This window comes from Paenibacillus sp. 1182, assembly GCF_017833915.1.
Lineage (GTDB): Bacteria > Bacillota > Bacilli > Paenibacillales > Paenibacillaceae > Paenibacillus > Paenibacillus polymyxa_D.
In genome coordinates this window covers 1-11970 of the sequence record NZ_JAFICR010000026.1, presented here as the reverse complement: position 1 = coordinate 11970, position 11970 = coordinate 1, and the positions used below count along the sequence as shown (strand labels likewise).

General features: G+C 44.8%; 7 protein-coding genes and 3 tRNA genes. All 10 read left to right on the top strand.

Translation table 11 applies throughout. The features are described 5' to 3' along the window. The first annotated feature begins 17 nt into the window (after positions 1–17). A tRNA-Arg gene (locus JOD82_RS28590) sits at positions 18–94 on the top strand. Positions 95–114: 20 nt separating this feature from the next. Beyond that, positions 115–188, top strand: a tRNA-Pro gene (locus JOD82_RS28585). A gap of 9 nt (positions 189–197) precedes the next feature. Beyond that, a tRNA-Gly gene (locus tag JOD82_RS28580) sits at positions 198–268 on the top strand. A gap of 739 nt (positions 269–1007) precedes the next feature. Continuing rightward, positions 1008–3800 carry a phosphoenolpyruvate carboxylase gene (ppc, locus tag JOD82_RS28575; protein ID WP_029516811.1) on the top strand — a complete coding sequence of 931 codons (2793 nt, stop codon included), beginning with the start codon at positions 1008–1010 and terminating at the stop codon, positions 3798–3800. Positions 3801–3991: 191 nt separating this feature from the next. Beyond that, positions 3992–4558: an RNA polymerase sigma factor SigW gene (gene sigW, locus JOD82_RS28570; RefSeq protein WP_016818747.1), complete on the top strand. Its 567-nt coding sequence runs from the start codon at positions 3992–3994 to the stop codon at positions 4556–4558. A 150-nt stretch (positions 4559–4708) separates the two neighbouring features. Next, the gene (locus tag JOD82_RS28565) at positions 4709–5332 is read left to right on the top strand and encodes an anti-sigma factor (RefSeq protein ID WP_069011562.1); all 624 of its coding nucleotides are present in this window, start codon (positions 4709–4711) and stop codon (positions 5330–5332) included. Between the two features lie 221 nt (positions 5333–5553). Then, positions 5554–6387 carry a diadenylate cyclase CdaA gene (gene cdaA / locus JOD82_RS28560; protein ID WP_013312127.1) on the top strand — a complete coding sequence of 278 codons (834 nt, stop codon included), beginning with the start codon at positions 5554–5556 and terminating at the stop codon, positions 6385–6387. Next, positions 6384–7853, top strand: a complete 1470-nt coding sequence (locus tag JOD82_RS28555; protein WP_209950376.1) for a CdaR family protein — start codon at positions 6384–6386, stop codon at positions 7851–7853. The genes cdaA and JOD82_RS28555 overlap by 4 nt, the downstream gene beginning before the upstream one ends. Positions 7854–7913: 60 nt before the next feature. Next, entirely contained in the window at positions 7914–9254 is a 1341-nt protein-coding gene (glmM, locus tag JOD82_RS28550) for a phosphoglucosamine mutase (RefSeq protein ID WP_029516808.1), read from the top strand. Positions 9255–9886: 632 nt separating this feature from the next. After that, the gene (gene glmS, locus JOD82_RS28545) at positions 9887–11719 is read left to right on the top strand and encodes a glutamine--fructose-6-phosphate transaminase (isomerizing) (RefSeq protein ID WP_029516807.1); all 1833 of its coding nucleotides are present in this window, start codon (positions 9887–9889) and stop codon (positions 11717–11719) included. The last annotated feature ends 251 nt before the right edge of the window (positions 11720–11970 follow it).

The following is an 11970-nucleotide window of genomic DNA, read 5'->3' as shown; positions in this document are numbered from 1 at the left end:
TCGTCCGCTCCATATTTGCGCCCTTAGCTCAGCTGGATAGAGCGTTTGACTACGAATCAAAAGGCCGGGAGTTCGAATCTCTCAGGGCGCGCCATATTTAAAAAAGTATAATATCGGGATGTAGCTCAGCTTGGTAGAGCACCTGGTTTGGGACCAGGGGGTCGCATGTTCAAATCGTGTCATCCCGATACTAATTTGCGGGTGTAGTTCAATGGTAGAACTTCAGCCTTCCAAGCTGATAGCGTGGGTTCGATTCCCATCACCCGCTTACCGATTACCTAGAAGCCGAAAGGCTTCTTTTTATTTTGTCCACATTACATTTACTTCTATGTATATAGGCCAATGCAAATATGTCTCCTGTCATGCACAGTTGGGGATGACTTGTGTATATTGTACATAGGCTCTTGTTACTTTTGACACCTAGATCTCGAATTTCCTCCTCTAACGTACCCCTTTCTCCTGCAGTAAGGCTAATTTCGTGATCAAATCCTTTAAATATAGGAATCCTATAGCTATTATGGTGCGAATTTATGGTGATAACTCAACAGTTGCTCTTGGGTTGTGCACATTTCCCTTTATTTATGTGGGTAAAAATCGGAGTGTTAATGAGGAAATACCTTAGAAACACTGAGAAAATGGCTAATTTGTGTATATCTTTGTGGATAGAAGGCTAATGGAGTTGACTTTGTCAACAAATAATAAACATATACACACTACGTTGCATGAATTTGTACCTTTAAAAACACACTCTTTATAAGAGACTGTGCATAATGTTTCACGTATCACTAGTGTATACATTAATTTCTATTTATTAATTTCATATTTGTTCATAAGAATCCAATATTTTCTCGAAAGAAGTAATTCAAAAAGATGATTTTTTACTGTAAATTTTGCAGCTTTTCATGCGGTTTTATTGTATGATGTTAAGAAAGTGTCAAATTTCGTGTGTATACGTACCTTTTCTACAACTGTATATGGTGTGGAACAGATCAGATGGGGGGAAAAGCATGACTGAGCTTACGTTAACCGCTAACAAAAACCAATCCAACAATCTGCTGCGGCGGGACGTTCGTTTTCTAGGGAATATTCTTGGTGAGGTATTGGTTCATCAGGGTGGCAACGAACTTTTGGATATCGTGGAGAAAATACGTGAGACAAGTAAATCGTTACGTGCCGGGTATCAGCCGGAGTTGTATGAGAATTTCAAACAAATGGTCAGCGGACTGGATACGGATATTCGTCACCAGGTTATTCGCGCGTTTGCGATTTATTTTCAGTTGGTGAATATCGCTGAGCAAAACCATCGTATTCGTCGTAAGCGGGATTATGAGCATTCGGCTGGTGAAGATGTTCAACCTGGTTCCATTGAAAGTTCCGTTCAGGAGCTTAAACAAGGGGGCTTCTCCGCTGAGGACGTTAGTAACTTGCTGAATGAGCTCTCTTTGGAGCTGGTCATGACCGCACATCCTACAGAAGCGACACGACGAGTAATACTTGATATCCATAAGCGCATTTCCGAGGACGTCATGCTGCTGGATAATCCGATGCTTACCTTGCGTGAGCGGGAACAGGTACGGGAGAATCTGCTAAACGAAGTAATTACGCTGTGGCAGACAGATGAGCTGCGTGATCGCAAGCCAACTGTATTAGATGAAGTAAGAAATGGAATGTATTATTTTCACGAGACCTTGTTTCATGTACTGCCAGATGTATATCAAGAATTGGAACGATGTTTAGACAAATATTATCCCGAACAAAAATGGCACATACCCACTTATCTGAGATTTGGTTCCTGGATCGGTGGAGACCGGGACGGCAATCCGTCTGTGACATCTCATGTGACTTGGGAAACGTTACGTATGCAGCGCAAGTTGGCTTTGAGAGAATATCAGCACACGTTAAAGGAACTCATGGGTTACTTGAGTTTCAGCACCAGCATTGTGCGAGTTTCCGATGCTCTGCTGGCTTCTATTGAAGAAGACCGTACTCACATTACACTTAAAAAGATGGAAGTATGGCATAACGAAAAAGAGCCTTACCGCATTAAACTGGCATATATGATTGCTAAAGTGAACAACATCCTGGATGAAAGCAAACAGGGTACCAATGAGCGTTACAATTCTGCGGAAGAGCTCATTGCAGACCTAAATGTTATTGACCACAGTCTGCGTCATCATTTTGCCGATTATGTGGCAAACACGTATATTCAAAAGATGATTCGCCAGGTAGAGTTGTTTGGATTCCATACAGCTACGCTGGATGTCCGTCAGCATAGTCAGGAACATGAAAATGCGATGACTGAAATTCTTTCTAAAATGAATATTGTGTCGGATTACAGTAAGCTGTCAGAAGAAGAAAAAATTAATCTGCTGGAAAAGCTGCTGAATGAACCTCGTCCGATTACTTCACCTTATTTAAAATATAGCGATAGCACACAGGAATGTCTTGATGTATATCGTACGATTTATTTGGCTCAGGAGGAATTCGGCAAGCAGTCCATTACAAGCTACTTGATCAGTATGACTCAGGGAGCTAGTGACTTACTGGAGGTTATGGTCTTATCCAAAGAGGTAGGCCTGTTCCGCATCGAGAAGGATGGCACTGTTATCTGTACGCTGCAATCTGTCCCTTTGTTCGAAACGATAGATGATCTGCACGCTGCACCTGATATTATGAGAAGATTGATGAACTTGCCTGTATATCGACAATCTGTGGCTGCGATGGACCAGCTTCAGGAGATTATGCTGGGATACTCGGACAGCAATAAAGATGGCGGTGTGGTTACAGCGAACTGGGAACTTCGGGTCGCTATGAACAGCATTACGGAAGTAGTTAATGAGTTTGGCGTAAAAGTGAAGTTTTTCCACGGTCGTGGAGGTGCGCTGGGTCGTGGAGGAATGCCACTTAATCGCAGTATTTTGGCTCAACCTCCTCATACGATTGGAGGCGGAATCAAGATTACGGAGCAAGGTGAAGTACTATCATCCCGATACTCGCTCAGAGGTATCGCGTACCGGAGCTTGGAGCAGGCAACATCGGCGCTGATTACGGCTGTAGCATATCATCGTTCCGGGAAGAAGGAAGTGTTTGAGGAGAGCTGGGAGGAGATTATCGCCCGCATTTCCCAAGTATCACTGGATAAGTATCAGGATTTGATTTTCCGAGATCCAGATTTCTTCAACTTCTTCAAAGAATCTACACCGTTGCCTGAGGTGGGCGAGCTCAACATTGGATCTCGTCCATCCAAGCGTAAGAACAGCGAACGTTTTGAGGACTTGCGCGCCATTCCATGGGTTTTTGCATGGACACAAAGCCGTTACTTGTTACCTGCATGGTATGCGGCTGGAACAGGTTTGCAAAGCTTCTATCAAAACAATGAGGATAACCTTAAAGTGCTGCAAACGATGTTTAGGGACTCTGCTTTCTTCCGGTCACTTATTGATACACTGCAAATGGCAATCGCTAAAGCGGATTTACTGATTGCAGAAGAGTACGCTGGGATGTCGGATAATGAAGAGGCCCGGCAGCGTATTTTCGGGCAGATTTCAGCGGAGTTTAAGCTGACATCTGAGTTGATTTTGAAAATAACCGGACAATCCGAGATTTTGGACGACGTGCCGGTTATTCAGGAATCTATCCGCTTGCGTAATCCTTATGTCGATCCGTTAAGTTACTTGCAGGTTCAATTGCTAAGTGAGCTACGGGAGTTGCGGGATCAGAACGGTGATGATACGGAGATGCTACGTGAGGTATTGTTGACGATTAACGGAATTGCCGCAGGCTTGAGAAATACGGGCTGATATAGTGCGGTTGTACGAATACAGGCAATCGGGTACTCATGGGGTACCCGATTGTGCTGTTTGTATATTGAAGGCAGGCGTGCTTGCAGTTAGTAACAATACTACAGTTGATTTCCGGATAAAATTAAACTACGATGAATAATCATAAACATATAATAAGTAACCCATCAGCAAGTCTGGGGGAGTATAGAGTGGATAATATGGAAAGCCGCTTGGTAAGGCTGGTACAGAAAGGCGATCAGCGAGCTTTTGCGGAGTTAGTCGAGTTATATAAAGATCGGATTTTTCATCTTTCCTACCGGATGCTAGGTAATCGCCATGAGGCGGAGGATCTGGTGCAGGAAACTTTTTTGCGTGTGTATCGTAATTTGGAAAAATACGATCATGGACAGAAATTCTCAACTTGGATTTATCGAATTGCTACAAATCTGTGCATTGATCGTCTGCGAAGGAGAAAACCTACATACTCACTTGATGCTGAAATGAATGATCAGGAAGGTGTCGATGGATACGCCATGCTCGCCAGTGAAGAGCTTACCCCTGAGGGGAGCACGCTTCTGTCTGAAACACAGGCCTTGATTCATGACGCCATCGACAGCCTTCCGGATAAATACAGAACGATTATGGTTTTACGGTACTTGCAGGAGCTTTCCTTACAGGAAATCAGCGATGTGCTCAATCTCCCAGTCACCACTATTAAGACAAGAGTACACAGGGGACGGGATTTTCTGCGCAAAAAACTGGAGCACAAGCTATAGATCATGCGCATAGATTCTAGGAAAAGAGTCTGCGTAGATGTTTTTATGAAACATAATGCTCGTTGTAACGTATGTAAGATGAGCAAAGTTTCTAAGCCGGAGCATGTTATGTTGAGAAACACGGAAGAATATTAGAAAGGATTGGCTCATATGGATTGCAAACAAGCCGTCTCTTTTATGCATGACTATCTAGATGGCGACCTGTCTGAGCAGGACAAACATGAGTTGGAACAGCACTTGTTAGACTGCCCGGAATGCCGCATGCGTTTTAAAGAGCTGGAGCGGACGGATGCGATGCTTTACGGTACACGCTATCATCAAGTGCCGTGTGTATCGGATGAGCTGACATTTCGCATTATGAATGCTTTGCCGCCGCATAAAAGACAGACTGCGGTGCCTATGCTGACCTGGGTGAAAAGGCATCCCGCTGTAACAGCCGCCGCCTTCTTCCTTATTGTTATATGCTCAAGCATGGCCAGCTTTTCTGGCACGGACCATCAATTGGTAGTCAAAGGAAGTCATCTGGATCAAGTTGTTATTCAGGGCGATACTGTGATTGTGCCTGAGGGGAAATCCATTGCCGGAGATTTAACAGTGCAAAATGGTGAAGCCCGTGTATACGGTGAAGTGGAAGGAAATGTCACTGTAATTGATGGTTCTTATTATCAAGCGTCCACCGCCCATATTGCAGGACAGGTTAAAAGTATTGATCAAACCTTGGATTGGATTTGGTACAAGGTTACTGATTTATTCGGGGGACCTTCTTCTCCATAAAAGAAGCTTGAAATGGCAAGGACGATATCGAGCGCCTCTTTCCGCTGGAAAAGGCGTTTTTTTGTATATGAAGCTGGCGAATTGTACTGTATTTTACTGATTTTGGCGGTTCTTTTGTCACACAGCTTGCAACGTGAGCCTGATCGTTATAACCTAGATAGAGAGAGCACACTGTGTACATATTACACCCACTCACTACAGAAAATTGCGGGGGCATGCGCATGTTGGATTATTTTGCGGACCTGACTTGGAAAGAGTCCATTAAAGATATTATCGACATTTTGATCGTAACCTATATTATGTATCAGCTTATTTTACTTGTTCGCGGAACGCGTGCAGTTCAATTGTTGAAAGGGATTCTGTTTCTGGTTGTCATTTGGGCGGTTAGCACCTGGTTTGATTTGTATACGCTCAAGTGGTTGATGAATCAGATGTTCACCTTTGGTGTGGTGGCTATCTTTATTATTTTTCAGCCTGAGTTGCGTCGTGCACTGGAGCAATTGGGGCGTGGCAAATTATTTGGGCGTTCGTCTGCGGATGATGAAGAGATTAACAAGTTAATCGGAGAAATGATTAAGGCGCTGAATTATTTATCACGTAGGAAAATAGGAGCTTTGGTCGTATTTGAGCGCGAGACAGGGCTAAACGAATATACGGAGTCTGGTATCAAGACACAGGCCGTAGTCAGTTCTGAACTGCTAATTAACATCTTCATTCCTAATACACCTCTGCATGATGGTGCGGTGATTATTCAAAATAAACAGATTGCTTCTGCGGCCTGTTATTTGCCATTATCGGAAAATCCGTTCATTAGCAAGGAGCTGGGAACCCGTCACCGGGCTGCGATTGGGGTGAGTGAGGTAACGGATGCCGTAACTGTCGTGGTATCGGAGGAAACAGGACAAATTTCTTTGGCCATTAATGGACAGGTCGTGCGCGACATTAAGGAAGAATCCCTAATCTCCAAGCTGTATGAGGAGTTGCGGCCAACACCGTCTTTGAAGGAAAAACGCGGCTCATTCTGGAATCGGAGGGGAGGCCGTGGAAATTCATGATGGACAAATGGATTAACAATAATACGATTTCCAAGATATTGGCGCTTGCGGTTGCTGTCCTGCTGTGGGGAATGGTCCATCTAGATACAGGTACACCTTCATCTACGTTGACCGTTTCTTATAATAATAAAGTGATTGATAATGTAGCCATTCAGGCCAGTGGTCTGGATGATTCAAAATATGTATTGTCAACCATGGATACTGACCATGTTAAGATGGAGGTCAGAGGACAGCGCTCTGTGCTGACTTCCTTTTTCGCAGATAATTATCAAGCAAAGCTAAACTTAAACGGCTTAGGAGCAGGTACTAAAACATTGTCACTCGAACCGGACTTGCCGGATGGAGTGGAGTTGGTATCTATGACTCCTAACCGTGTTACAGTGACGATTGAGGAAAAACAAACGAAATCATTTAATGTATCTATAGTTCCTAAAGGAAACCCAGATGCGGGACTGCAGCTTGGTAAGCCTGTGATTGCTCCTCAGACCGTAAAGGTCACCTTGCCCAAAAGCCAGTTGAGTACCGTCACTGCCGTTCTGGGGGCTGTTAATACGGATGGCATCTCAGAAAAGTTTGAACAGAAGCGTGTAAAACTGAAGGCTTATAATAAAAAGGGACAGGAACTTACGGGAGCGGTCATTGAGCCGTCTACTGTGTCCGTTGAAATTCCGGTAACTCAGCAGGCGAAGTCTGTGCCTGTTAAGATTGTCTATTCCGGAGAGTTGCCAGACGGACTGGTGCTTTCTAAAGTGAATGCAAACGTGAAGGAAGCGGCGGTATATGCATCGCAGGATGTATTGAGCAGCCTCAGCTCTTACGTCACGGCTACATTGGATTTAAGCCAATTTACGGAAGCGGGGACTCGTACAGTTCAAGCTAATTTGGCAGCCCCCTCAGGTTCTGATAAAATCGAGCCAGGGTCCATACAAATTCAGGTGACTGTTGTTCCTTCCAATGAAGTCACAGATACGGAACGGACGCTGTCAGGCATCCCAATCGTTTTACAAGGTGCAGGAGATGGAGCGACTGCGACTGTTACAGCGCCCGCAGGCAAGACGATGGATGTTACTGTGAAGGGCCCGCAGGATCTGGTAAACAATTTAACCAATGATGATATTAGTTTGGTGGCAGATGTAAGTGGCCTCGCGGCTGGTCAACACGAGGTTACTCTGAAAGTAGGCTTGCCTAAATATATTACGCAAGCCGGAAATGCTGGCCAACTAAAGGCAACGATCAACATTGAGAGCCCTTCTACGCCTGCTGTAACGAATCCGAATAGTGAGAATGAATCAAACCCCTCTGGTAGTGGCGAAAAGGGGCAGGAGAGGCCACAGGAGGGGCAAGGCAATCAAAGTGGAAACTCTGACGCTAAGACCGGGGACAACGCAGCTGCGGAGGATAAAACAAATCCTCATAACGGCGCAGATTCTTCTGCGAATGGAACCCCGGAGAACAGTCAGCCATAACATGTTTTATCTGTAGTAAATAATCATGATTTATTAGACAAAAAAAGGGAGTCATTTTACATGGGGAAATATTTTGGTACAGATGGTGTACGAGGCGTTGCTAATCAGGAACTTACAGCCGAACTGGCATATAGCATTGGCCGCTGCGGCGGATATGTTTTAGCAGGTAATGTAGAGAAACCGACAGTTGTTATTGGTATGGATACACGGATATCCGGTCTGATGCTGGAATCGGCTCTTGTAGCCGGTTTGCTGTCCATTGGAGCTAATGTGGTTCGCCTAGGTATTGTTTCGACGCCTGGGGTGGCATATCTCACACGTCAATTGAAAGCTGACGCTGGTGTAATGATCTCAGCATCCCACAATCCAGTTGAAGATAACGGCATTAAGTTTTTTGGCGGTGACGGTTTTAAATTGACAGACGAGACGGAATTGAAAATTGAAGAGCTCATGGATGCAAAAGAAGACCAACTGCCTCGTCCGATTGGCGGCGGATTGGGAACGGTTGTTGTAGACGAGCATTCACGTTACGATTATCTGGAGTTCTTGAAAACAACAATTAGCCATTCTTTTGAAGGAATAAAAATTGTACTGGATTGTGCAAACGGAGCAGCTTATGAGCTGGCGCCGAAGCTTTTTGCAGAATTGGGAGCTGAGGTACACACTATCGGTGCCGAGCCGAACGGTTTGAACATCAATGATCATTGCGGCTCGACTCATCCTGAAAAGCTGAAAGAGGAAGTGCGTCGCTTGAAAGCGGATATTGGTCTGGCCTTTGACGGCGATGCCGACCGTCTGATCGCAATTGATGAGAACGGGGAAGAGGTAGACGGCGACTATATTCTCTGCATTTGCGGAGATGCAATGAACCGCGCTGGAAAACTCAAGGACAGTACTATTGTATCGACAGTGATGAGTAATATCGGTTTTTATAAAGCTACTGAAAAGCTGGCACTCAAGACTGCAAAAACTGCGGTCGGGGACCGTTATGTGATGGAAGAAATGCGTCGGGGTGGATTTAATCTGGGTGGCGAGCAGTCTGGTCACGTTATTTTCCTGGATCACAATACGACAGGCGATGGCATGCTGACCGGGATTCAGCTGGTAGATACCCTGAAAGCTTCCGGCAAGAAAATGAGTGAGCTAAAATCGCTCATGAAACAGTATCCGCAAGTGCTCGTAAATGTGCGTGTGCAGGACAAACGCAATTACGAGGGGAATCCTGCTATTGCAGAAGCAATTGAGCAGGTGGAACAACAATTGGGCGATAATGGGCGTGTACTGGTTCGTGCTTCAGGCACAGAATCGCTCATTCGTGTGATGGCCGAAGGCCCGGATAAAGATGAGCTGGAGCAATTTGTCGGTCAGATCGTAGATGTCGTGAAGAAAGAATTAGTTTAAAATTTTGTAAACGTCGGTTGCCTGTGAAAAAGAAGCAGGCAACGGCGTTTGCGGTTATTTACTAACGATTTATTGCCTTCATGGTGTAATTATGAATAAAGTGTCATTGCCAAATGATACTTAGCTGAATATAATATAGGGATGCTGTGACTCAGATAGAGAAAGCGAGGGTTGTAAGGTAACGTAATACAAGCGCCAGAGCTTGATTTTGTGCGGGGGAACTTGGTGGAGAAGCAACGGATTCAGTTGAAATAAAGTTGCTTGCAGATCTGTTCACGACAAAACAAGCTGACGAGGTGAAGGTGTTCGAAACATTCGGCGGGGACCTTCCGGTGAAGCATCAAGCCGTAAACCGGCAGCGGAAAATAAACAGGCAACTGTTTACACAACGCACCGGTAGATGCCTTTATTATTTTATAACCTAAATTATAAGATTCATTTCATGAATGTGCGGCCATCATCATTGGCGTGCGCGGTTTGGGAATTTCGTTACATTCGTGAAGAGATGCCTGTAAATTCTATAGTTATCATTGACAACTTCATAGATGAATGAACTTTATTCCACAATCTACCGCACACGTTAGTCCTGTGATGAGTCGTCTTGTGAAATGATGATCGGGAGGATAACGAATATGTGTGGCATTGTAGGATATATTGGTAATCAGAATACGCAAGAGGTATTGATTGACGGATTGAAGAAGCTGGAGTATCGCGGTTATGACTCTGCGGGTATTGCCGTGTTTACAGATTCAGGATTGCAAGTAGCCAAGGCTAAAGGTCGTCTGGCGAATCTAGAAGCTAAACTGGATGGTACGCCGTTGGTAGGCCATGCAGGTATCGGACATACACGTTGGGCAACGCACGGTAAGCCTTCTGATGAAAACTCCCATCCACATTTGGATGAGAGCCAAAAGTTCTCTGTAGTTCACAACGGAATCATTGAGAATTATCTGGAGCTGAAGGAGCAGCTGATCAGCGAAGGTCATACCTTTATTTCCGAAACGGACACCGAAGTTATTTCCCATCTGGTTGCGCGTGAATATAAAGGGGATATCGTTAAAGCAGTACAAAAAGCAATTACCTTTATGCGCGGTGCTTTTGCACTGGGTGTGCTGACAGAGCATGAGCCTAATAAGCTGGTTGCTGTTCGTCAAGCTAGCCCGCTGGTTATTGGTGTGGGAGAAGGCGAGAACTTTATCGGTTCCGACATTCCGGCTATTCTGAAATATACACGCAATGTATTTATTTTGAACGATGGCGAAATGGCTGTTTTGACCAGTGATGCTGTCGAATTAATGACAATCGAAGGCCAATTTATTTCTCGGGAAATGATTCATGTCGAATGGGATGCTGTAACAGCGGAAAAAGGCGGCTATGAGCATTTCATGTTGAAAGAAATTCACGAGCAGCCTAAGGCTTATCGTGACACAATGTTGGGCCGTATCGATAAAGATACTAAAAAAGTTGTTCTTCCTGAACTGAAGCTGACAGAAGAACAAATTAAAAATATCCGCAACATTCAAATTGTTGCGTGTGGTACAGCTTACAATGCAGGTTTGATTGGCCGTACGGTTATTGAAAGTCTGGCTCGTATACCGGTAGAGAATGATGTGGCTTCCGAATATCGTTATCGTTCACCTATCGTAACACCAGAGACATTGGTGATCGTGGTGAGCCAATCCGGTGAAACTGCTGACACGTTGGCAGCACTGCGTGAAGCACAAGCAAACGGCGCTCATGTACTGGCGATTACAAACGTAGTCGGTAGCTCCATCGCTCGTGATGCAGATGATGTGTTGGTTACACTGGCAGGACCGGAAATTGCCGTAGCCTCCACTAAAGCCTATTCTTCGCAGTTGATTGCGTTCTATCTGTTTGGTTTGTATCTCGCTCAAGTGCGTGGCACACAAACGGATGAGCAAGTAGCCCATGTGCTGGCTGCTATGGAATCTCTGCCAGAGCAAGTGGAAGAGATGCTGGGTAAAGCAGATGCGATCAAATCCTATGCTGAGCAAATTGCAAGCCACAAGCACCTGTTCTTTATTGGTCGCGGTCAGGACTATGCTGTAGTACAGGAAGGCTCCCTGAAGCTCAAGGAAATCTCCTACATTCATTCCGAGGCATATGCTGCTGGTGAGCTGAAGCATGGTACACTGGCATTGATCGAAGAGGGAATTCCAGTTATCGCTTTGGTAACACAGGAATCCGTGTTGGAGAAAACCGTGAGCAACATTAAGGAAGTCAAGGCTCGTGGTGCAGATGTTCTTGCGATTACGTACGAAGAGCACGCAGTTGAGTTGTTGAAGTCCGTGGATCAGGTATTTGCCATTCCGAAGACACTTCCAATTCTGTCTGCTGCAATTTCGGTTGTATCTCTCCAACTGTTGGCTTACTACGCTTCTCTTGCGCTGGGTCATGATGTTGATAAACCACGTAACCTGGCGAAAAGCGTTACCGTAGAATAAGCTTTAGTAAAATTCTAAATTAATTGTCTGGTGATAAAAGAGTGTGGAACCAGTAAAAGATGTATGGAACCAATAAAAAAACTGTGGAACCAGTAAAAAAAGTCTGGAACTAGTCATTTTACAAACATCAAGAAAGATCCCGATGATATATCGGGATCTTCAGATTGTCGAGAAACCCCGTCATTTTGAGACGTGGGTTTCTTTTTTACATCATAATGCTCTGGTCTCTGGAGAAGCAGGGGGGTTACCCC